Annotated in this window: 16 protein-coding genes and 1 riboswitch; of the genes, 7 read left to right on the top strand and 9 right to left on the bottom strand. The window is 47.7% G+C overall.

Translation table 11 applies throughout. The features are described from left to right. Nucleotides 1-20 precede the first annotated feature (20 nt). From AC5ZC7_RS05335 to AC5ZC7_RS05305, 7 genes are all read right to left on the bottom strand, one after another. A complete protein-coding gene (locus AC5ZC7_RS05335) occupies nt 21-1031 on the bottom strand; it encodes a BT_3044 domain-containing protein (protein ID WP_496160628.1) in 1011 nt (336 codons plus the stop codon). Between the two features lie 9 nt (nt 1032-1040). Beyond that, a complete protein-coding gene (locus AC5ZC7_RS05330) occupies nt 1041-2549 on the bottom strand; it encodes a RagB/SusD family nutrient uptake outer membrane protein (protein WP_496160629.1) in 1509 nt (502 codons plus the stop codon). Nucleotides 2550-2560: 11 nt separating this feature from the next. Then, a complete protein-coding gene (locus AC5ZC7_RS05325) occupies nt 2561-5458 on the bottom strand; it encodes a SusC/RagA family TonB-linked outer membrane protein (protein WP_496160630.1) in 2898 nt (965 codons plus the stop codon). A gap of 313 nt (nt 5459-5771) precedes the next feature. Then, a complete protein-coding gene (locus AC5ZC7_RS05320; protein WP_496160631.1) occupies nt 5772-7244 on the bottom strand; it encodes a SusD/RagB family nutrient-binding outer membrane lipoprotein in 1473 nt (490 codons plus the stop codon). Nucleotides 7245-7247: 3 nt separating this feature from the next. Continuing rightward, a complete protein-coding gene (locus tag AC5ZC7_RS05315; RefSeq protein WP_496160632.1) occupies nt 7248-10424 on the bottom strand; it encodes a TonB-dependent receptor plug domain-containing protein in 3177 nt (1058 codons plus the stop codon). A gap of 48 nt (nt 10425-10472) precedes the next feature. Continuing rightward, nucleotides 10473-11537 carry a FecR domain-containing protein gene (locus tag AC5ZC7_RS05310; RefSeq protein WP_496160633.1) on the bottom strand — a complete coding sequence of 355 codons (1065 nt, stop codon included), beginning with the start codon at nt 11535-11537 and terminating at the stop codon, nt 10473-10475. A 54-nt stretch (nt 11538-11591) separates the two neighbouring features. Continuing rightward, the gene (locus AC5ZC7_RS05305; protein WP_496160634.1) at nt 11592-12164 is read right to left on the bottom strand and encodes an RNA polymerase sigma-70 factor; all 573 of its coding nucleotides are present in this window, start codon (nt 12162-12164) and stop codon (nt 11592-11594) included. Between the two features lie 174 nt (nt 12165-12338). Here AC5ZC7_RS05305 and AC5ZC7_RS05300 point away from each other — a divergent pair, with 174 nt between their 5' ends. The 7 genes from AC5ZC7_RS05300 to AC5ZC7_RS05270 all read left to right on the top strand — a co-directional run bounded on the left by AC5ZC7_RS05300 (nt 12339) and on the right by AC5ZC7_RS05270 (nt 20403). Then, complete coding sequence (locus tag AC5ZC7_RS05300) at nt 12339-13073, top strand: methyltransferase domain-containing protein (RefSeq protein WP_496160635.1); 735 nt, start codon at nt 12339-12341, stop codon at nt 13071-13073. A gap of 83 nt (nt 13074-13156) precedes the next feature. Continuing rightward, complete coding sequence (locus tag AC5ZC7_RS05295) at nt 13157-13741, top strand: TetR family transcriptional regulator C-terminal domain-containing protein (RefSeq protein ID WP_496160636.1); 585 nt, start codon at nt 13157-13159, stop codon at nt 13739-13741. Between the two features lie 49 nt (nt 13742-13790). Continuing rightward, a complete protein-coding gene (locus tag AC5ZC7_RS05290; RefSeq protein ID WP_496160637.1) occupies nt 13791-15329 on the top strand; it encodes a DHA2 family efflux MFS transporter permease subunit in 1539 nt (512 codons plus the stop codon). A gap of 56 nt (nt 15330-15385) precedes the next feature. Beyond that, the gene (locus AC5ZC7_RS05285; protein ID WP_496160638.1) at nt 15386-15850 is read left to right on the top strand and encodes a nuclear transport factor 2 family protein; all 465 of its coding nucleotides are present in this window, start codon (nt 15386-15388) and stop codon (nt 15848-15850) included. A 66-nt stretch (nt 15851-15916) separates the two neighbouring features. Next, a riboswitch (cobalamin riboswitch) is annotated at nt 15917-16122 on the top strand. Between the two features lie 172 nt (nt 16123-16294). Next, the gene (locus AC5ZC7_RS05280) at nt 16295-18277 is read left to right on the top strand and encodes a TonB-dependent receptor (RefSeq protein WP_511911401.1); all 1983 of its coding nucleotides are present in this window, start codon (nt 16295-16297) and stop codon (nt 18275-18277) included. Between the two features lie 11 nt (nt 18278-18288). Then, entirely contained in the window at nt 18289-19437 is a 1149-nt protein-coding gene (locus AC5ZC7_RS05275) for a YncE family protein (protein WP_496160640.1), read from the top strand. A gap of 18 nt (nt 19438-19455) precedes the next feature. Then, nucleotides 19456-20403, top strand: a complete 948-nt coding sequence (locus AC5ZC7_RS05270; RefSeq protein ID WP_496160641.1) for a hypothetical protein — start codon at nt 19456-19458, stop codon at nt 20401-20403. A gap of 87 nt (nt 20404-20490) precedes the next feature. On the opposite strand, the gene AC5ZC7_RS05265 is transcribed toward AC5ZC7_RS05270, so the two are convergent. Together AC5ZC7_RS05265 and metE are read right to left on the bottom strand one after the other, a co-directional pair. After that, the gene (locus AC5ZC7_RS05265; protein WP_496160642.1) at nt 20491-20871 is read right to left on the bottom strand and encodes a hotdog domain-containing protein; all 381 of its coding nucleotides are present in this window, start codon (nt 20869-20871) and stop codon (nt 20491-20493) included. A 27-nt stretch (nt 20872-20898) separates the two neighbouring features. Further along, nucleotides 20899-23190: a 5-methyltetrahydropteroyltriglutamate--homocysteine S-methyltransferase gene (gene metE, locus AC5ZC7_RS05260; RefSeq protein ID WP_496160643.1), complete on the bottom strand. Its 2292-nt coding sequence runs from the start codon at nt 23188-23190 to the stop codon at nt 20899-20901. Between the last annotated feature and the right edge of the window lie 41 nt (nt 23191-23231).

Here is a 23231-nt window from a genome sequence, read left to right as displayed (position 1 = left end):
ACATTTGTCGTTTATATTATTTATTGCTCCCTGATAGCGATGTAGCGAATCACTTCCATCACTTCATATGTCTTACCATTCGTATCTGTGTAGGTATAATTCAGGTTAAACAGGCTGGCAACCGGATCAAAAAAGCAGGCGCCATTGTTATGAATTTGCTGTGTGGCAGAAGTGGGTGCGGCGGATACCTCCACGGTATTGTCTGCATGCACGGTCAGCCGCATCAGGTAGTTCTTACTTAATCGGTTGGCCATTTCTGTTTCTACGGTAGTGGCATCAATGGCTGTTAACTTCTTGGGGTAGAAGTTCCATAATTCAATGTTGCCATTGGGTAGCGTAGCGGAACCATCTGCAAAAATTACTTGTTCAGAATAGCTGTTCTGGTATTCGCTGGCTTTGCCGAAGAAAGTGTTAAAACCCACTATATGACTGGGTTCCAGCACATACACCATTCCGTTTTTTGTTTTAATTTCCGTGGTGGTAGCATAAGCGGATACCCAGTACTTCGTAAAGCGGGATCCACTCATGTGAGAAAGGCGTACCACTTCTGATCCCAATCCTTCCACTCCGGCGGCCCGGCGGTTCACCAGGCGCAGGTCCATCACCCTGAGTGCTTTGCTGATGAGTGTTTTTCCATCCTGACCTGCGAAGTCGCTGCTACGCCAGCTTCCGGAGAAGAGATAGTTTCCCATGATCGCACGCCAGGAGGAAGAGTCAATATCATTCAGTGTAACAGGTGGCTGTTGCGCAGCCTGGCGATATACATTATAATTATCCAAAGCAGCTTTCAGGCTCTGGTCAGTAGGTACAAAAAGGGTCATGGTATCTGTTGCCAGCAGCTTACCAAGTCCGCATCTGTCCAACACCTGTAATACGTCTTTGAAATTACCGGGCTGTGACCGCAGGTATTCGTATACGGTACCGGTATAATTTTGTGTGGGTAGTGCCTGTCGGTAGGTATTGTCTTTTTTACAGGACGTTAGCACTACACCACAGAGCAGCAATAAAACAACGCTGATTTTTCCCTGCATAATGTATGATTATTGTTGCCAGAATTTAGTTTGTGTAATTTCTTTTCCGGACGACAGCACCTCTTTGGCTACCGGCCACCACTGCGCACCCTGCGCAATGTCTGCCGGCTTGAAGCCGGTATAGGTGGTGAGTTTTTCAAACCGCACGAGGTCGTACCAGCGCCACCCTTCTCCCAGCAATTCTCTTCTTCTTTCCTGTAGAATGGCATTGGCCAGGTTGCCGGTTTTGAAGTCAGGCAAATTACGTTGCGCTCTTACGGCATTCAACTGGAAAATGGCGTCTTCGTTCTTACCGAGAAACAGTAGTGCTTCTGCACGCAGCAGCACCAGCTCTTCATAGCGAAAAACAACGATAGCTGATTGAAACATGCGTAACGGATCCACGCCATCTACGCCCGGCACCTTGATTTTGGTGAACATGGGAAAGGGGTTACCAAACCCGGTGAAATAACTGCCGGTAGCAATGCCGTCCAGCCCTACTTTAAAGCGGCTATCGTTTGGTTCATTAAATATCTTCAGTATACTATCGCTGGGCACGTAGATATCCGGTGTAACCCTTGATATATAAGGGCTTGCCAGCGTCCAGTCTTCAATATGTCCGCTACCGGACGACTCCTGGTAAATACTTTTAAACGGCAGGGCGAAAATCACATTCGTTCCCTGTCCGCTGAAAGTGCCTGCATCACTGGAAGCCGTGAGCGTTGCCAGGTCTGCGAAATTGTATCCGCCACGTGCTTTGTTATCCATTGCCGTATGTGCATATTTTTCTGCGGCCAGGTAATCTCCTTTCCACGCGGAGATATGCGCCAGCAAAGCATAAGCGGCGCCTTTACTGCCAATAAGTCCATGCCAGGTAGCTCCTGGTTGTCCCCAATAACTGGACAGCAACTCCGGTGAGGTGGTATAATAATCCCATGGCAGGCTGGCTAATGCAGTTTGCGCATCCTGTGCAGCCAGTTCCAATACTTTATCCTGGCTTTCTCTTTTTACAGATGCAAAGCTGCCATCACTGGTGTTGGTGATCAACGGCACGTCTCCCCAGATGCGCACCAGGTAGAAATAAGTGAGGGCACGCAGAAAACGCACCTGTGCTATATCGAGTTTCATTTCTTCCGGGGTATAGCGGAAGTCGTGCTCCCTTACCAGGGCTAATTTCTCCAGGCATAAATTGGCTTGCGCGATGGCTGCATAAAACCGACGCCAGCTTTTCCAGCCTTCCAGCGTAACAGCCGATGCATTGAGCTGATTGGTAGTAACGGCTGTCAGATCTGTGCGGGCAGCGCTTTTAAAGTCGCCGGCGCGCAACTCGCCGTACACGAGGTAGGCGTTGTTATCTGCCAGCGCCGCACGAAACAAACCAAAAGTGGCAAATACCGCGGAACGGGCATCGTTCCTGGTAGTCCACATATTTTTTTCCGGCACCAGGTGAGTAGGATTCACCTCCAGCGTATGTTTACAGGCGGTAGTCAACATTGCTGCCACCAGTAATATTTTTATAGGTAAACGAAGTGTTGTCATGTACAGTGCTTTTAAAAATCTGCGGTGATACCAATGGTGAAAGTGCGGGGTAACGGTTGCGCATATCCGCTGCTGTAACCGAAGTAGTCTACCAGCGATGGATCACCACCAGAGTAAGGCGACAACGTGAACAGGTTGGTAGCGGTTACATAAGCCTGCAGCTTACGCATGCCGGTACCTTTGGTAAAGCCATATGCCGCCAGATCATGTTTCAGGGTGAGGGCCTGTAATTTCAGCCAGGAAGCCCTTTCATAAAACAAGGTTTGTTCTGCCTGGTAAGGTTTCACCAGGCTCCAGGGATTGTAACGCAGGTATTGGTCGGCCTTCGGAATCTGTTGCCAGAAAGTAACTTCTTTTACGCCGGCCAAACCTTCTGCGCCTTCCCGGTTGGCAAAGTCGAAACGGTTGGCCACCGCACTGTTCAGCAGGTAGTTACCCATCGCATAGGAAAAGGCAACATCCATGGTCCATTTTTTATAACGCAGGGTATTATTCCAGCCACCACGTAACGGCGGTGTGATATGTCCCTGCATCACCCGGTCTTTATCGTCAATCACATAATCGCCGTTCACATCTTTCCAGCGTGGATCACCGGCATGCAAGCTCACCCCGTTGTAGGTAAGCGGCTTCCCCTTATCAGATACCGGGATTTCACTATCATTTTTGTAGATGCCTTCATTTTGTAACAACCAAAACTGGTCTACCGGTTTACCCACTTCCAGGTGCCGTTGTCCATAATCGATAGTAGTAAGCCCTTCGGGTAGCTGCAGCAGTTTATTCCGGTTGTACGACATCACAATACCGGTGGACCAATACAATTCCGGCGACAGCCTGAAATTGCCCTGGAGCCCCAGCTCTATGCCACTGTTGCGCACGTTCATTCCATTCACAATTTTGCTGGAAAAGCCATAGGCTGCATCTACCGGAACTGCCATCAGCAATCCTTTACTGGTACGGGAATAACCTGTCAGTGAAATGTTGAAATGTTGAAAGGCAGTAGCCGTAACGCTGATATTCAGATGTTCATCATAAGGCGATTTAATACCACCGCCCGTATAGCCGTCGCCGTAAGGCATGCCTAAAGTAGGCATAGAGGCGTAGGTAGACACTTTTCCGGCGCCGGTCCAGCCGATGCCTACGGTATAATAAGGACCGTAGCCATTCATATCTTCGGCCAGCAACCGGGCAGTGCGGCCTGCGCTAACGTTGAGTTGCAGGGCGTTAATAGCAGCAGCGCTATGCAACCAGTTTTCTTTTTTCAGATCCCATCCAAGCGACAGAACCGGTGATACCGTCCACCAGTAACCATTACCGAAGAAAGAAGCACCATCGCTGCGTAAAGAGGCGGTAGCGCTGTATTTATCCAACCATTTGTAGGATACATTCCCATAAAAAGATAAAGTACGCTGCCGCTGATAATCTTTATAAGGATACGTTAGTTCTCTTCCATGCGTGAGCCAGAATGAGCTATCCGTATTCACTTCCGGTATTTTGATGAAATCGGAGGGACCGCGGTAAGCACGCATATAATCATACTTCAGCTGGTCTTCTTCCAATGTTTGTCCTACCTGTATATGCAGTTCTTTTCTATCGTAAGCGAGGAAGTTATTCCAGCGCAGCCGCCTGTTTACACCGGTAAACAGGGAGTTATAGCTATTGCCATCATTCACTGCCGCAGGTACAAACAGGTCACGGTTATTATCGTTGTAATCAATAGATCCCTGCGTGTGTATGCTCAGTGTGCGCCATAGCTGGTATTTCACATCAATGATAGCCTGTGCAGCATTGGCCAGGTTGCGGTCTACGCCGCCATCCTGCAATTGATAGTATTGTTGGAGATAAGATTTATTGGGTGATAAAGGATACTGCTGGTTGGTATAATATTCTTCTTCGGCCAGGCGATCGAGTATATTATTATTACGGTTACGCTTTGCCGTGAGTGCCTGCACATAGGTGTTGATGGTCAATTGTTCAATCGGTATAATGCTCATATCATAAAACACATTATAACGATGCAGTGCGCTATGGTCGGCTACCCCATTCTCTGTACGTTCTCCTACGCCAAAACGAAAGCTGGCGCGGTTGGTACCACCGGCGATACTCAATCCTACGCCATGTTGAAACGCGTTGCGATAATAAATATCATCCCAGTTAGCGGGCCCGAAATAAAGCGACTGGGTGGAGTCAGCGAGATAGGCCGGGAAGTTTTTCCACTGGGCAGGTGTGGCGTATTGGTTATAAAAAGGCAGCAGGAAGTCGCGTTGATAGCTACCATTTGCCGTATTAACGGTTGGCTTTACCGCCACGCCGCCGTACATATTCAGCCCAATATGATATTTACCGGTTTCGGGGTCGGTGGTGGTAATAAGAATAGCGCCATTAGCAGCTTTGCTGCCGTACAGTGCCACCGCTTCGGGACCTTTGAGCACATGCACTTCCTGGATATTGCTCATATCCGGCAAGGCATCAACGTCAATACCACTGCCTATGTCCGTAAAATCAGCCGCTTTAATACGGAGGGCATAAGGATTGTTATTGCCGATCAAAGGCACGCCATTAACTACATACAAAGGCCGGTTGGCGAACACGTCTTTGTAATGACCAATAGGCGTAGCCAGGCCGCGGATAACAGGTAAAGGTGCTACACCTGGTTCGCCGGAATTACGCATTACACTAACACCGGCTATTCTGCCTTCCAGCATTTGCCCGGTATACATATAAGGTAATGCCCTTACAGTGCGATAAGGAAGCGTATCTTTTGCCTGCGGAAAGAAGGCTGTATTCTTCCAAACAGTACGCTTATACAAAGAATCAGCGGGTGTTTGCCGGGCAGTAACGGCCTGCGTCCGGAGCATTCCTGCCAGTAGTAGTAAGATACTGAGCCGGTTAAAAGGTAAAGGTGAAATCATCAGGCTACATAAAATTTATCCGGTATAAAAAAATGTAAATGCAATAACAGGCCAGGAAGGCCCCGCCTGGGCGGAGTCAGTCACTATCGCGTTATGTAAAAATTTTAACTGCTTAAATATTGTTCACTGTCCAATTGATCGATAAAGTCCTGGCTAAAAAATACAGGTTGATGTATAAGGGAGACAGAAATTTGCAAATACCCCTAAAGCGTTTTAATTTTTTTTTCGATGATCCGTAAAAAAAGGGAGCGATCATGGCATGGGAAGATCTCCGGCTGTTTTCCGCCGGTAAAAAAAGATGCCTGTTATTTACTTATTGCAATAGCCACATCACGCCATTAATGTTATCGGCGCCGTTATATTGCCTTCGCAGGGCATCAGAGAGGTGATACAGGTTATCGATTGATTCGGAAGCGGGATAAATCCAGCGTTTGGGTATGAGGCCGTTGTTTTGATTGGCAGGACCAACCGCAAAAGCCGGGATACCGGTTCTGCGTTGATTATAAAATGCTTCCCAGCCCGACTGCTGAAAAAAGGCCAGGTATTTCTGTTGCAGGATCTGTGTTAATCCCGCAACATTATTGCCAGCATATTGTACCATGGGTTGCACCAGGTATGGTTCAATAACGGCGGTGGGTATTTCATAATATTGCATGTTGGCACTAATACCAGCCCGGTAATATGCAGCAGCATCTTTACCTGTGATCCAGCCACGGTTAATGGCTTCTGCTATGGTAAAACTAACTTCCGGGAATCCCAGCAAAACAGTGGGATGACCCACCGGGGAAGAAAACCAGTAACGGTAATCAGGTAACGAAAAATATCCTTTGCTGGCAGAATCATTCAACGCTCCCTGTAACGTACCGGTAGATGCGCCACGATATGCATCGAAGTTATGCGCCGCTGCACTGTCGCTGCCGTTGATAGCGGCGGGCATCGCTACTACGAATAAACGCGGATCCCTGAATTTTTTCAGCAAATCTACATAAGTAGCTCCCAGTGGATTACGCTTGGCACTGGCTTCTGGTGTGAGCGAATAAGCCGGGTAATAATTGCTGACTTCTGCTGTACTGTATACAATTTCCAGGTTATCTGCATTGCTTTCCGGCAAAGGGAGTTGCAATATGGCATTAAAACTTTCGGTCACTTTTAACCCGGCATCATTGGTTTTATTACTCAGACTAATCAATACCCGCAGCCGGAATGCATTCACCATTTTCTGCCATTGCTTCAGGTTTCCTTTGAAGAAAAAGTCGCCATCAATCCGGTAGTATCCGCTGCTGTTCAATTTTGCCAGGGTATCCTGTGAACGCTGCAACAGTTGTAAACATTGCAGGTACACATCGCGTTGCGCGTCATATACCGGGCGATCTATTCCCTGTTCTGCCTTCATGGCCTGACTCATGGGGATATCGCCGGTTTGCACCGTCATTTTGATATAAAACCAGGCCCGCATAAAATCGGCCAGCGCATAATATGGCCGCATGGCATCTGTTCCATTGCGACGCGCTTCTTTCACCAGCTGATCTACATTTCTAAGTACATCGTAATAAAAGCTGGCGGCACCAAAACTATAACTCTGGTCACCGTAATAGCTATACGTCATACAATGATATTGGGCGCTACGCTGCGCATCTTCCCAGGGCGCTACAAACATGGACTGTGCAATACCTGAAAATATCACTCCCGGCTGGGCAATGGTCGCTTTATTGGGATTCTTACGGAGGTCTTCCATCTTCCCACAACCTGCCAGCAATACCAGTAACAACCATGCAAAGCGTTGCATAAATCAGAATTTAACGTTGAGATTAAAGCCAATACTCCTCATCGACGGTTCCTCTAATTCGCTTTGTGAGCTATAGGACCAATGATCCATATCTATTTGTTTCATCTGCGCAAAATACATCAGGTTACGCACCACCACTGACACGCTGGCGGCACTCAGTCCTTTCATCTTTTTAATAACGGGCGGGGGTAAACGATACGTGAGCGTCATGCCCCGTAACTTAAAATAAGTTTTACTCTGGTACCTACGTTCATCGGCTGTTTCATAACTGTTGGCCCAGTTTTGTTCCAGCACCGGCGTGGTATTGGGCGCAAAAGTGCGGGTATCGGATATAACCTTTCCGTTGGCATCATACTTCACTTCCCCGCTCACTACTTTATCGCCAACGCCTATACGTGTTCCTTTGTAATTGGGATCATTCCGGTGCAGCCAGTCCTGGTAACGGAATTCATTATCCGATTGCGGATGGGCGCCCGACTGCCACATTTTATAATCCAGCAGGTTGAAAATTTTCCCGCCAAAGCTGCCATCAAATTCTACGGTAAGTGATATATTTTTCCAGTTCAGGGTTTGTGTGGTACCCATGATCCAGTTGGGGTTGGCATAGCCGCCAAATTTATATACCTGGTCATTGATGATAGGCGTACCGTCGTTATGATACAGGATAGCGCCGGTAGCAGGATTTCTTTCAAAAGGATTAATAAATAACTGGTCTACCCGTTCACCCGGTTTTATGCGGATATAGTTAGCCAGCGAATCATATACTTTCCGGAGGTAGCTGATATTGCTGCTCCAGTTCACCCCCATGTTCCACCTGAAATACCTGGTTTCTATGGGCACGGCTTCGAAAGTAAACTCCATTCCCCTTCTTTCCGTTACCAATCCGTTTACTTTCCGGTAACCATAGCCGGAAGCATTGGATATAGAAACATTAAAAATCTGCGGCCCGTCAATGGTGCTATAGACCTGTGTTTTCAGCGACACGCGGTTTTGCAGCAATCGTATATCCATCCCTACTTCATAGGCAGTATGAAATTCGGGGCGGATATCTTTACTATACAACACGTTGTCAGTCGCATAATTTACGGAAGGGAAGCCTTGCCAGGTAGTGCCTTTATCATAGGTTTGTTCCAGTGAATAATTTTGTGTGATGGAAGACGTCAGCCCCTCTCCCAGCCGCGCTACAGAAGCCGATAGTTTCAGAAAAGATACTGCTTTCGGCAAACGCAGAACGTCCGATAACACGGCGCTCAGGCTGGCCTGTGGATAAAAGTAAGTATCCCGTTCCACGGGCATACTGGAATTACGGTCCACCCGGCCGGAGAGATCCAGGAACAGGAAATTTTTATAACTCAGATCGGTCATAAAAAAAGCACTGAGCATTTGCCGGGCCGCGCGGTAATTGGTAGCGTTATCAATTGGCTTTACAGAATTCTGGAGATTATAGACGCCCGGCATGACCAGTCCACCGGAAGTATGCGCACTGTTACTTTCATAACGGATGCTTTGTATATTGGCTCCCAGCGTTGTTTTCCAGGCGAAGTTGCTATCCAGCCTGGTACTATGATTCAGCAACAAGGAATTATTCACCTGGCTATAGCGGTTACCGGATTCGGCATAAGCACCTACCTGGTTGAAATCGGCGCCATAATACAACCCCGAAACCGGGTAGTTGGTATGCTGGTTAGTGAAATACCCGTTAATGGCGGTTTTTAGCTGCATATCCAGGTGATCGCTCACGCGATAGGCTACACTCGTATACCCGGTTAGCACGTCCTTATAAAACGCCTTTTCATATTCGTAGGCATTGAACCAGGGATTATTATACCGGGTATACTCCACCCATCTTTGTTGCACGCCTTCTTTACCGGGGTACCAGTATTGCCGGAGATTGGGGTCCCGGATATCAAAGTTGCTGCCGCCCCATATTAACAGTTCGTAGATGGGACTTTCAGGGCCATATGAAATCTGCGGGTAGTTGGGGGCATACTGTTTATTGTACGACAACTGCGCCTCTACCCGTACTTTTTTGCCCAGGTTATAGCCACCGGATAACATGGCGGTGGTGATACCCAGGTGTGTGTTAGGGATACTTCCCCGTTGATTCAGTTGTGTAACGGAGAGGCGGAAATCGCCCTGTTCATTATTGCCGGTCACGGCTATGTTATTAGTGGCCAGGATACCGGTGCGGAGGAAATGTTCCAGGTTACGTGGATTTTTGGATACCCAGGGAAGGGGAACCAGTTCGCCGTTGGCATCGCGGGGGCTATCCCACTGGGTAATCAGCTGGCCTTCGAACCGGGGGCCCCAGAGGTTATAGTCGTAATCGTAAGTGCCACCACCTTTTCCATCTACGAAAGCGTATTTAAAGTAATCGCCGGGGCCGTAATGATGTTGTGCATGGGGCATGGCGATGGCGCTGCCCTGTAGCTCTGTGGTAGCATTAACCGATACTTCAAATCCACGTCTGCCGCTGCTGCCTTTTTTGGTAGTTACCTGGATCACGCCACGGGCGCCTTCCTGTCCGTATAGCGCGGCGGCAGCAGCGCTTTTCAGCACCACCATCGACGCAATATCTTCGATGTTAATATCCCAGGAGTCGGAGTTTACGGGTACGCCATCCACTACAATGAGGGGTTGTTTACCGCGGAGGTAGAGTTGAGGGTCGTTGTAGAGGTAGCGGGAATTGCTGACAGCCAGGCCGGCCACTTTTCCAAAGAGGGAGCTGTAGGCATTGGCTTCCCGGGCTTTTACCATTTCCGTGCCTTCAATTTTTATTTCCTGCAGGGCATAGCCTACGGCGCGCGATTCTTTTCGTATACCCATGGCAGTGATCATTACTTCCTGCAGGTCTTTAATACGTTCCGGCGGGGCCTTTTGCAGTGAAGTATCTATGGCTGTTGTGGGACGCGCCAGCGCAGCAATCACCACCAGTTTATTATCGAGGATGCGGTAGGTCAGCGAATCTCCCAGCAACCGGTTCAATGCGGTGGCTAATGTAACGTGGCGTACTTTCAGGCTTACGGGCGAAGCAGGCAGCAATCTGCTGTTATACAGAAAGCGGTATCCACTCTTTTCTTCGATGGCCGCCAGTATTTTTTCCATACGGACCTGTTTGAACGAAAAGCTGAATTTCTGCTGTGCCGTGGCGTAGTTGGTTACCAGCATAGCTATAAGCATGCAAATCACTATAAGCGACTTCATATCTGAACGCGGTTGGGATAATTATCACCCTGCTTTCTTAATATATATTTCTGATCCTGATTGATAAAACGTAAATGGTGTTGCAATTTGCAGGGCTTTCAGGGCCTCTGTCACATTCTCTTTTTGAAAGGCGCCGTTGAATAACTCTTTTTCAAGGGAGGCGTCCTGTATATGAATATTCACATTGTACCAGCGTTCCATTTCTTTTGACAGCGCGGCGAATGTTTTGTCCTTAAATATGAGTTGGTTGTGTATCCAGGCCGTTTCATCACAGGAGTTGCCATTGACATCCAGGCGGAAAGCGGTAACAGTCAGGGGTTGTTGTTGCAGGCTATCGGGGGCGGCGGCCGACCAGGCCGTTATTTTCTGACCAGGATCCAGTTGCAGGGGTTGTGGTTGCCGGGTAGTAGCCACGGCTACTTTACCAGACAGGAGTACCAGTTCCAGCTGCGGATCTTCCGTATAGGCTTTCAGGTTAAAAGTGGTTCCTAATACCTGTACCGTCATATTGCCGGCATGCACAATAAAAGGTTGTTGTTCATGCTGGCTGACCGTGAAGAAAGCTTCTCCCTGGAGAAATACTTCCCGCTTACCATGTGCAAATCCGTCACTGTAACTAAGCCGGCTGCTGCTGTTGAGCCACACGGTGGTACCATCAGGCAATTGTACGCTGGAGCGTGCACCTTTGCGCATCACGATGGTATTGCTTTCCGGGTTGGGAGTCGTTGTTTTTATGTTGGACGGACGGAATATAAAGGTGGCGGCAGTGACTACAGCGGCCAAAACGGCGGCGGCGATCATCCAGCGGGGGAAAAAGCGTATCACTTTACCCGTTGGGGGGATGGTGGTAAGCGGTGTTTCTTCCGGCGCCGCTTCAGGTGTATTCATGGCAGCTTCCAGGGCGGCCCAGCTATTGCCGGCCCATTCCTGGCTATTGGCAGGGGGTACAGATTGTGTTGCATTAACCACCTCCATCACAAAACCGGTTTCAGGATGGTCTTTCAGCCATTGTTGCAGTTCCTGCAACTCAGCTTCCGTGGCCTCTCCTGAAATTTTCCTGGCTAATAGTAAATCGATTCTTTCTTCCATTAATGTAATTACTGTATCAAGGACACCATTTTCGGCAAAAACCCCCAAAAAGGATTATAATTTGGACAAATGACCCGCTTTTCGTTGTTCACCGGTACAAAGATATATTTCCGCGCTGATTTTCCGGATAGCAATGGTTAGCTGATTCTCCACTGTTTTAATGGAGAGGTTCAGTATTTCCGCTACCTCCCGGTATTTAAGTCCGTCTTCCCTGATCATTTTAAAGATAACCTGGCATTTGGGCGGGAGACTGGCTACCGCGCCTTCAATGCGTTTGCGCAATTCGGCAGTGATCAGTTGTTGTTCGGGATCTGTGGTGAATTCCAGGGATACTTCCGACACCGTGTCTATATCCACGTGCTGCCAATCTTTGTTGCGACTAAAATAACTGGAGATGCCGTTACGCACGCCTACATACAGGTATACGCGGAGATTCGCTATTTCATGAATGCGCTGCCGCGTACGCCACAGGTTCATGAACACATCGTTCACCACTTCTTCCGCAATAAATTTGCTTTTTATGTATACAAATGCAAAGTCGAGCAGCTGCGGCGCATGTGCCAGGTAAAATTCCCGGAAGGCCAACTGGTCACCTTCGTACTGAATACGGCGCAACAAATCATCCATAGCGATTTATAAAAATTCTGGTCTACACAATATAAGCATGCTCCGTTAACTTTTTACAATATTTTCTTCGCCTCCCGGTCGCACATGGATGGCATGCGGCCGCATATTACATTATACTTGTCGCTTTTTCTTAATTTTAGTGTTTTCTTATTCTTAATATTTCCAGGTAAGGTTATGAAAGAGAACAAATACGATGATCCTGCCTTCTTCCAGAGTTACAGCCAGATGGCCCGCTCTGTAGATGGATTGAATGCTGCCGGAGAATGGCAAACTTTCCGTGCTATGTTACCCGGACTACAGGATAACAGCGTACTGGATCTCGGATGTGGCTTCGGCTGGCATTGCCGGTACGTGCGCGAACAGGGCGCCGTCATAGTAGTGGGTGTAGATATTTCAGAGAAGATGCTGGAACGGGCGCGGCAAACCACGCAGGATCCAGCTATTACTTACCTCCAACAAGCCATAGAAGATATTGACTTTACCCCCGGGTCTTTTGATGTGGTGATCAGTTCCCTGGCGTTGCATTATGTAGCTAATTATGACCAGGTATGCCGTAAGGTATTCGACTGCCTGCGGCCCGGTGGTACTTTTGTACTGTCGGTAGAGCACCCGGTGTTTACCTGCAACGCGGCGCAGGACTGGTACTACGATGCCGCCGGCGCGCGCCTCCACTGGCCGGTAGATCATTACCAGGCAGAAGGTTTACGGAAGACCCGGTTCCTGGATACAGATGTAATAAAGTATCACCGCACGGTGGCTACCTGGCTGAATAGCCTGCTGGATGCAGGTTTCCGTATCCGGCATATTTCAGAACCACAACCCACCCCGGACATCCTCGCACAATATCCCGAAATGCGGGACGAAACCCGGCGCCCCATTTTCCTGATGATGGCGGTGGACAAACCTTAAGCTCCACTTTTCCCATCTTCTTAAAAAAAATACTATTTTTAATACCAAATGGTATATTTTTGTTCCGGTAAAGGACATGGTGTATGAACAAAGCAGAGAAAACAAAACAGTTTATTGTGGAAATGACGGCGCCTGTATTCAATGAAAAAGGCTATACCGGCACTTCTCTGAATGATATGACCAATGCTACCGGGTTAACAAAAGGAAGCATTTATGGCAATTTCGCGAATAAAGACGAAGTAGCCCTGGCAGCATTTGATCATAACATACAAAAAGTAGGAGCCATTATCCGGCAGGAAATGGATAAAAAAACCAGCGCCCGGGACCAACTGATGGTGTACGTACATGTATATGAAAACTTCCTGAAACACCCGTTCCCCGCAGGAGGTTGTCCTATTTTGAACACCGCTACAGAAGCCGATGACACCCACCCTGCCTTAAAGCAAAAAGCAGCAGATGCCATACAGCGATGGAAAAATACCATCACCGGAATTATTGAAAAAGGCATACAACAGGGAGAGTTCAGCAAACATGCCCATGCAGAACAAACGGCCCTCACCATGATTGCCCTCATTGAAGGATGTATTATGATTGCCAAACTAACCGGTAAAATGAACTACCGGAAAGCTATTATGCAATCTGTCGAAAAAATCATCGACGAACTATAATCAAAAATTTTCTTCACAAATATACCGATCGGTATATTAATTATATACAATGAAACGGACAGTATTAATACTGGCGGTCATCACAGCAGCCATCATGGAGCTGATAGACACCTCTATTGTAAATGTAGCGCTATCGCACATGAGCGGTAACCTGGGCGCCACACTGGAAGACACCTCCTGGGTCATCACCGCCTACGCCATCGCCAACGTAATTATTATTCCCATCACCGGCTTCCTCGCCGGCAAACTGGGCAGACGTAATTATTACATCGGTTCTATCATTGCCTTTACCTTCTTCTCCATGATGTGCGGACAAGCCACCAATATATGGGTACTCGTGGCATTCCGCTTCCTGCAAGGCATTGGCGGCGGTGCCCTCCTCTCCGTATCACAGGTGATCATCTTTGAACTGTTCCCCAAAGAAAAACGCAACGTTGCCAGCGCCCTGTTTGGCGTAGGGGTATTTATTGGCCCTACTATAGGCCCTACCCTTGGTGGCTATATCACAGAATTTTATGCATGGCCATGGATCTTCTACATCAATATACCAATTGGTATAGCTGTAGCCGCCATCTGCTATATATTATTGCAGGAACCCCGCGAAACCGCTACCACCAGCAAAATCGACTGGACAGGCATCGCACTGCTGGCAATAGGTGTGAGTGCTTTACAAACCGTGCTGGAACGCGGCGAAACAGATGATTGGTTTGAAGCCCCGTATATCACCTGGCTCACCATCATCGCTACTTTATGCATTACCCTCTTTGTCTGGTGGGAACTTCGTATCCTGCACCCCGTAGTGAACCTCCGCGTACTTAAAAGCCGCAACCTCAGCATTGCCGCCCTGCTCACCTTTGTATCGGGCATGGGCATATTCAGCTCCGTATTTCTCACACCGGTATTCGCACAACGGCTCCTTAACTTCACACCCCTGCAAACCGGGATGCTGCTGCTTCCCGGCGCCTGCCTGGCTATTGGCGGCCTTATCATTTCAGCGCGACTACTGCAACGGGGTGTATCGCCTATCTTCCTCATAGTAGCCGGCATGGGACTATTTGTTCTTTTCAGTTGGCAGATGTCGCAATTAAACCAGAACGCCACTGCCGCGGATATCACGGTATCACTGATCTGGCGCGGCGTAGGACTTGCCCTCGTCACCGTCCCCCTCACTACCCTGGCCGTATCCTCACTACCACTAACAGACATCCCACAAGGCGCGGCACTCAATAACATGATGCGACAACTCGGTGGTTCCTTCGGCATCGCCATGGTCAATACTTATCTTGCCAACCGCAACGCCCAACATCGCTCCGACCTCGTGAGTAACCTGCATACAGACAACCCCGCCGTCATTGCCCGTATCAACGGATACACCCATTTCTTTCTGAACAAAGGCGCCACCGTTACAGACGCCCACGGCAAAGCACTCAAACTGCTGGACTATACCGTGACCCGCCAAAGTACCCTGCTCAGCTTCAGCGACACCTTCCTGCTGGTAGGCCTCATATTCCTGGCAGCACTCCCCCTCCTACTGATGGCCTCCTCCAGGCAAAAAGCAGCAGCACCTGTTGTGGTAATGGATCATTAATGAATTTGTACTGCCATGTATCCGCAGTACAAATTCGTTATCTTAGTATAAAAAAAATGCATCGTCTGTTTTACCTCTTCGCCCTATTGATTACCCCCGCCCTCACCGTATCTGCACAAACACCAACAGATGCTGTGAAAGCAGCGGTTACTCAACTGTTTACCGCCATGCGCAATGCCGACAGCGTTGCCCTCAAAGCCTGCTTCGCCCCGGATGCCCGGCTCCAGTCCGTCACCACCAAAAGCAAAGACATACAAACCACCAGCGTGGACGAATTTGCGGCCATCATCGGGAAACTGCCTGCCAATGCAGCGGATGAACGTATCGAGTTCGGCAACATCTCCATTGATGGTACCCTGGCATCCGTGTGGACTCCTTATCGCTTCTACTTCAAACAACAATTTCACCATTGCGGCGCCAACTCCTTCCAACTGGTACAACTAGATGGTAAATGGAAAATCCAGTACATCATAGACACCAGACGAATGGATGATTGTGGCGCAGAAAGCGCAGCTAAATAACATTGCCTGCAAAGACCAACCATTTCCCCCGTTTACTTTTCTGTTTTGTATCAACAGAATAATAGCCTACTTTTGCCCCGTTATGGTTTATTCATGTCCACTCCGGCCGTGAATAATTAAAAGGGAACCAGGTGTAAATCCCGGACAGTCCCGCTGCTGTAAGTCTCCTACAATGCAAAGGCACATCACTCATGACCACTGTTGATCATTCAATGGGAAGGTCGCCCGAAGCAGAGATAAGTCAGAATACCTGCCATACCACTCATTTTTGAGCTTTCGTGGAATGAAGCTTAGGGATACTAGCAAGCTACAGAGTACACCTGTACATTGCCGCTTTCCTAATTATTTTTTCTCCTGTCGAAGGCTGTTGATGGAATATTAACAGACAAAAAAATTATGCAATTCACTGAACAAACGGGTTCATTGATAAGGGGATGTTTATGCGTGATACTAATTATCATCTGGCCATTCACTTTCATTAAAGCACAACAGGCAGATACCACTACCACCCAACATCTCAAAGAGGTATCCGTTACCGCAACCCGGTCAGGCAAAGAAATAAGCCCGGGGCAAAAGATGCAGGAAAAAGAACTCAGCAGGCTGGGCACACATTCTGTGGCCGATGCTATCCGCTTTTTTTCCGGCGTACAAATCAAAGACTATGGCGGCATCGGCGGCCTCAAAACAGTGGATATCCGCAGCATGGGTTCCAACCACACCGGCGTATTCTACGACGGCATAGAGCTCGGCAACGCACAAAACGGACAGGTAGACCTGGGTAAATTTTCACTGGACAACCTGGAAGAAATTGCCCTGTATAACGGACAAAAAAGTAACATCTTCCAACCAGCCAAAGACTTTGGCTCCGCAGGCTCCATTTACCTGACATCTCTCAAACCCAAATTTGCCCCCGGTGAAAAAACGCATGTAAGAACAACGATAAAAACAGGCTCCTTCGGCCTCTTCAATCCCTCCCTGCTCTGGCAGCAAAAAATCAGTGAGCACACCTCCGCTTCGTTTAGCACAGAATGGATCAACGCCACCGGCCGGTATAAATACACCTACAAAACATACGACTCACTCAAACACCTGGCCTATGATACCAGCGACTACCGCAGAAACAGCGACATCAACGCCGTAAGAATAGAAGGTGGTCTCAATGGTACTGTCAAAGGCGGCGAATGGAACACGAAAGTATATTACTATCAATCCAACAGGGGGCTACCCGGCTTTATTGTCAATAACGTATTTGGTCACATAGACCGGCTCCGGGACCAGAGCTTCTTCGCGCAATCTTCCTTCCGCAAAGAAATTACACCCCGTTACAGCATACTGCTCAATGGCAAATACGCCTACGACTATACGCATTACAAAACACAGGATACCGCTCAGTTCCCGGCCAATAATCATTACTACCAATACGAAATGTATTTCTCCGTGGCCCAGCAGTATGCACTCACCAACTGGTGGACCCTCTCCCTTTCCGGCGATTTTCAATGGAATAAACTAAACGCCAGCCTGGACAGCTTCAGCTATCCGGTCCGGTATACTACCCTGGTTGCCGCTGCATCTGCCGTAAATTTCAAACGGTTTAGCGCACAGGCCAGCCTGCTGGCAACACTGGTGAATGAAACGGTAAAAGTCAACACCGCAGCACCTTATCAGCAAAAATTCACCCCGGCGGTATTTCTTTCCTGGCAGCCCTTACCCACACCCGACCTGAAAGTGCGTGGGTTTTACAAACGCATTTTCCGCATGCCTACTTTCAATGACCTCTATTATACCGAAATCGGCAACCACCTGTTAAAACCAGAGTTTGCCACACAATACGACGCCGGCATCACCTGGAACAAAACATTCACCAATAAATGGTTGTTGCTCGCCGGCGTAGAAGTAGATGGCTATTACAACGAAGTCACGGATAAAATTGTAGCCGTACCCGGACAAAACCAGTTTGTATGGACAATGATGAACCTGGGCAAAGTAAAAATCACGGGCCTCGACGCTAAAATCAGCGGCAGCTGGTTAATTAAACAACAGCTGCAATTGAATACCAAAGGCACCTATACTTTCCAACAGGCATTGGATTATACGAATCCAAAAGATGGTTACTACGGCCAACAAATTATTTACATTCCCCGCCATAGCGGCACCTTGCTGCTGGGGGCCGATTATAAATCCTGGGAAGCTAACTATAGCTTTATTTATACCGGCGAAAGATATAACGGCAAAGATAATGCAACAGAAAACTACGTACCCGCCTGGTATACCAGCGATATTTCCTTTGGCAAACAATTCAGCTATAAACGTATACACGTTCACGTTACTGCACAGGTAAATAACCTGGCTAACCAGTTTTATGAAGTGGTACAAAGCTACCCTATGCCGGGTAGAAACTACCGCTTCATTGTAGCGGTCAACATTTAATCTGATTCGTCATGATGAAACCAATAAAACATATATTACTCGCAGCCGCCATGATCAGCATGGCCACGAGCTGCAGGAAAGAAAAAACCATTGTACCACCGGCGCTCACCCCGGTAACACCTGCTGAACCTAATGCACCTTATGTAGGTATGTACCTGCTGAACGAAGGCAATATGGGCAGCAACAAAGCGTCCCTCGACTACTTCGATTATACCAACGGCGTTTATACAAAAAATATTTACGCGGCAAAAAACCCCACTGTAGTAAAGGAATTGGGAGATGTGGGCAACGATATACAAATCTATGGCAGCAAACTATACGCCGTGATCAATGTGTCCAACAAGGTAGAAGTGATGAACGTAGCAGACACCAAACGCCTCGGACAAATTAATATCCTGAACTGCCGCTATATCACGTTTGCTAACGGTAAAGCCTATGTGAGTTCTTACGCGGGTCCTGTAAAAATAGATGGCGACGCGCCCATTGGCTTTGTGGCAGAAATAGATACCAGCACCCTGCAAATTACCCGGAAAGTAATTGTAGGGTATCAACCAGAAGAAATGGCCGTAGTAGGTAACAAGTTATATGTAGCCAATTCCGGCGGCTATCGCGTACCTAACTATGACCGCACCGTTTCCGTGATTGATTTACTCACCTTCACCGAAACGAAAAAAATTGATGTGGCCATCAACCTCGACCGCCTGAAAGCCGATAGTGATGGCGACTTATACGTTACCTCCCGCGGCGACTATCGCAGTATTCCATCAAAACTTTTTGTCATCGACACCCAAAAAGATGAAGTAAAGAAAACATTCAATATCGGCGCCAGCAACCTCTGCATCATGGGTGATACGGCGTATGTATATGGCTCTGAATTCAGTTATAACACGGGCAAATGGACGGTTACCTATAACATGATCAATGTTAAAACGGAAACGCTTCTTAACACCAACTTCATTACAGATGGCACCGACAAAATGATCAGAATGCCCTATGGCATTATCGTGAATCCAGCCACCAGGGACTTTTTTGTAACTGACGCGAAAGACTATGTGTCTTTCGGCACCCTGTACTGCTTTGATAAAACAGGGAAAAAGAAATGGTCAACCGTTACCGGAGATATCCCCGGCCACATGGTGTTCGTAAAAGCAAATAAATAATCACACTAATCAACTATTATGAAAAGAAAATTTCTACTCGCAGGTATGATTACGGCTATGATAGCCACCAGTTGCTCCAAAAGCAAAGATCAGGAAGTAACACCCCCGGATCCTGAACCAACCGGCCCTTTCTTAAACAAGGTGACCAAGGTATTTGAATACTTCCCTGCCCCCGGACAATTCATCAATACCCTACCTGAGTGGAAAACAGGCGACGACGATAAAAAAATGGCCGCTTACGCACTGGATGCAATATCTAAGGAAAATATGATTTCCCTTGGCGGCTTCGGTGGCTACGTAGTGATGGGCTTCGACCATACCATCAAAAATGTATCCGGACAATATTCTTTCGTTGTACTGGGCAATGCCTTTACCAATTTTGCGGAACCAGGTGTTATCTCTGTTTCTGTTGACAAAAACAAAAACGGCTTACCAGACGACGAATGGTTTGAAATTGCGGGATCTGAATACAATAGCTCCAAAACTATTAAGAACTACCAGATCACTTACTACAAACCCAATGAAAATAAAACCCGCACAACAGATCCGGATGATTCATATACCAGCGACAACACTTATATTAAATGGAAAGATAACCAGGGCGACAGTGGATTTATTGTGAGAAACATGTTCCACGATCAGCCCTACTATCCACAGTGGAAAGGTGATAGCATCACTTTCACCGGCACCAAACTTTCTGCTGCCAATGTTAAAAATACTTCCAGTGATCCAGGTTCCCCTTACTATGTAAGTCTTCCTTTCTCGTGGGGTTATTCAGATAACCTGAGCAATGATGACCCGGATGCAAAAATTAAAATCGACTGGGCAGTGGATAAAAATGGTAACCCGGTGAAGCTCTCCGGCGTTGACTTTATTAAAGTACATACTGGTCAGCGCGCAGAAGCAGGCTGGTTGGGAGAAATATCTACAGAGGTATTAGGTGTAAGAGATTTGAACTTAAAATAAACGATTCCCCATTTTCTATGTATAAACCTACCCTCAAATAACAATAGGCTGTATCACACCTGATACAGCCTATTTCTTTTTTTCCATTTAACTGTTGATGGGCACCGGGTGCTTATCATCTCCAATAGCCACCAGGCTGAAAGTGCCTGAAATAGCCTTCTCCCGGCTATCTGAGTACATCTCTTCTATATACAGCTCCACCAATACCTTCAGGCTCGTATTACCCACTTCCGTTACCTTGCCAATTAATTCCACGATAGTACCGGCAGGAATGGGCCGTGTAAAATCAATCTGCCCAGAGGATACCGTCACCATTTTTTTACGGGCAAAACGGGTAGCCGTGATGAACGCCACTTCGTCCATGAGCGACATGGCCGTACCACCGAAAAGGGTGTCGTAATGGTTAGTAGTACTGGGAAATACTGCTTTGAATATCCTGGTTTCTGAGTGAAGAATCTTCTCTTCCATTGTCATCGTGGTACTTTTTTATAGTGATTACAATACTGCCTTTTCTCTCATTACCTCCGCGGCTTTCACCATGTTAGTCAAAGCTACTTTAGTTTCCGGCCATTTACGGGTTTTTAATCCGCAGTCGGGGTTTACCCACAGGTTCCTGGCAGGCAGCGTTGCTACCGCTTTTTCCAGTAACGTAATCATTTCCGTAGCAGATGGCTGCCGCGGAGAATGAATATCATATACACCGGGACCTATTTCATTCGGGTATTTAAAGTCGGCAAATGCTTCCAGTAATTCCATTTGCGACCGCGAGGTTTCAATCGTGATCACATCGGCATCCATCGCGGCGATATGTTCAATGATATCATTGAATTCGCTGTAGCACATATGCGTATGGATCTGTGTTTCATCTTTCACACCACTGGCAGCAATACGGAACGCCTGTACGGCCCATTCAAGATAAGCCGCCCAGTTTTCCCGGCGCAATGGCAGGCCTTCCCGGATGGCAGGTTCATCGATCTGTATCACTTTAATACCTGCTGCTTCCAGTGCCACCACTTCATCCCGTATCGCCCAGGCAATCTGGTTGGCGGTAGCAGACCTGGGCTGATCATCCCGTACAAAAGACCATTGTAAAATGGTAACAGGCCCCGTCAGCATTCCTTTCATCAGTTTATTGGTGTGTGCCTGTGCAAAACGGCTCCAGCGAACCGTCATGTCTGCCGGGCGACTTACATCCCCGAAAATAACCGGTGGTTTTACACAACGGCTGCCATAACTCTGTACCCAACCATTTTTAGTAAACAGGAATCCTTCCAGTTGCTCACCAAAATATTCCACCATATCATTGCGCTCAAACTCGCCATGTACCAATACATCGAGACCAATTTCTTCCTGCCAGCGAATCACTTCTATAGTCGCTTTTTCAATGGCCGCTTCATAGTCTGCTACCGTCAGCTCACCTTTTTTCAGCCGGGCTCTTAACTGCCGGATATCATCTGTTTGCGGGAAAGAGCCAATGGTAGTGGTGGGAAACAATGGCAGGCCAAATTGTTGCTGTTGTATCGCCTGGCGCACGGTGAAGGCACTTTTCCGGCTGGCATCAGCTACTGTAAATGCTGCTACCCGGTGTTTTACTGCTTTACGATGAATCAGCCCGGAAACCGCACGTTGGCGGATCGCCTCCTCATTGGCGATTAATAAAGCCGTATTGCCGTGTATAATCTCCCGTAATTCTTTTATTTCCTGCAGCTTTTGTTTGGCAAAGGCCATCCAGTTTTTTATTTCGGGAGAAATAGCTGTTTCGTCATCCAGGTCACAAGGTATGTGCAGCAGGGAGCAGGAAGGCGCAATGGCTACCCGGTGTTCTCCTAATGCATGGATGGCACGCCGTATAAAAGTGAGTGAGGCAGCGTAATTATTCTTCCACACATTTCTGCCGTCTACTACTCCCAGTGATAGCTGTAGTGTGCTGTTTACAATGTCTGTCTGCAATACATCGTCCAGTTGTGCCGGGCAGCGTACCAGGTCCAGGTGCAGCGTTTGTACCGGCAAAGACAGTACTGTTGGCAGGTGTGCCCCGTAGCATTCAAAATAAGAAGCCAGCACAATATGCAATTGCGGGAACGCTGCATGTATCTTGGTGTAAGTGCTGATGATGACTTGTAACGCTTCTGCAGACAAATTAAGCGATAAGCAGGGCTCATCCAGTTGTACTACGGTGGCGCCGGCAGCGGTAAGTTCATGCAGTACTTCCAGGTATACCGGCAGTAATTTATCTATCAGCGACAAGCGGTTAAAACCGGCTTCTTTCTCTTTACCCAATAACAGAAAAGAAACAGGTCCCAGCAATACTGGTTTGACTGCGTATCCGGCTTGCTTTGCTTCCTGGAATTGATCCACCACTTTACGGGAAAACAGCTGAAACTCCTGTGCGGCAGTGAACTCCGGAACAATATAATGGTAATTGGTATCAAACCATTTGGTCATTTCCATGGCGGTGATATCGTCTCCATCACGTTGATACCCTCTGGCCATAGCAAACAACAAGTCTGTTTCAGACAATTGTTTGGTGGTAAGGGTATGATAACGGGCGGGAATAGCGCCGGTCATCAGGGAAGTATCCAGTACCTGGTCGTAATAAGAAAAATCGTTGCAGGGAATCCAGTCAATGCCCGCCTGTTTTTGCAGCTCCCAGTTTTGTAAACGGATGCCTGCGGCTACTTCCTGTAATGCAGTAATCGTAATGTTGCCTGCCCAATAGCTTTCACAGGCCTTTTTTAATTCACGCCGGCTACCTATCCTCGGATAGCCTAAGTTGTGGATAATCATTGCAAATGATTTAAAAGGTGATACTTGATGTTCACGCTCTT

It is taken from the genome of Chitinophaga sp. 9-1-y (assembly GCF_059511905.2).
Note: the sequence above shows the minus strand (reverse complement) of the source record. Positions and strands in the feature narration are given on the sequence as shown.

Excerpts from the sequence above, each read along its gene's own strand:
- AC5ZC7_RS05330 (WP_496160629.1), bottom strand. The coding sequence starts at position 2,549 with ATGACAACACTTCGTTTACCTATAAAAATATTACTGGTGGCAGCAATG.
- AC5ZC7_RS05290 (WP_496160637.1), top strand. The coding sequence starts at position 13,791 with ATGAAACGGACAGTATTAATACTGGCGGTCATCACAGCAGCCATCATG.
- AC5ZC7_RS05265 (WP_496160642.1), bottom strand. The coding sequence starts at position 20,871 with ATGGAAGAGAAGATTCTTCACTCAGAAACCAGGATATTCAAAGCAGTA.
- AC5ZC7_RS05270 (WP_496160641.1), top strand. The coding sequence starts at position 19,456 with ATGAAAAGAAAATTTCTACTCGCAGGTATGATTACGGCTATGATAGCC.
- AC5ZC7_RS05335 (WP_496160628.1), bottom strand. The coding sequence starts at position 1,031 with ATGCAGGGAAAAATCAGCGTTGTTTTATTGCTGCTCTGTGGTGTAGTG.
- metE (WP_496160643.1), bottom strand. The coding sequence starts at position 23,190 with ATGATTATCCACAACTTAGGCTATCCGAGGATAGGTAGCCGGCGTGAA.
- AC5ZC7_RS05295 (WP_496160636.1), top strand. The coding sequence starts at position 13,157 with ATGAACAAAGCAGAGAAAACAAAACAGTTTATTGTGGAAATGACGGCG.
- AC5ZC7_RS05305 (WP_496160634.1), bottom strand. The coding sequence starts at position 12,164 with ATGGATGATTTGTTGCGCCGTATTCAGTACGAAGGTGACCAGTTGGCC.
- AC5ZC7_RS05310 (WP_496160633.1), bottom strand. The coding sequence starts at position 11,537 with ATGGAAGAAAGAATCGATTTACTATTAGCCAGGAAAATTTCAGGAGAG.
- AC5ZC7_RS05285 (WP_496160638.1), top strand. The coding sequence starts at position 15,386 with ATGCATCGTCTGTTTTACCTCTTCGCCCTATTGATTACCCCCGCCCTC.
- AC5ZC7_RS05325 (WP_496160630.1), bottom strand. The coding sequence starts at position 5,458 with ATGATTTCACCTTTACCTTTTAACCGGCTCAGTATCTTACTACTACTG.
- AC5ZC7_RS05320 (WP_496160631.1), bottom strand. The coding sequence starts at position 7,244 with ATGCAACGCTTTGCATGGTTGTTACTGGTATTGCTGGCAGGTTGTGGG.
- AC5ZC7_RS05315 (WP_496160632.1), bottom strand. The coding sequence starts at position 10,424 with ATGCTTATAGCTATGCTGGTAACCAACTACGCCACGGCACAGCAGAAA.
- AC5ZC7_RS05300 (WP_496160635.1), top strand. The coding sequence starts at position 12,339 with ATGAAAGAGAACAAATACGATGATCCTGCCTTCTTCCAGAGTTACAGC.
- AC5ZC7_RS05275 (WP_496160640.1), top strand. The coding sequence starts at position 18,289 with ATGATGAAACCAATAAAACATATATTACTCGCAGCCGCCATGATCAGC.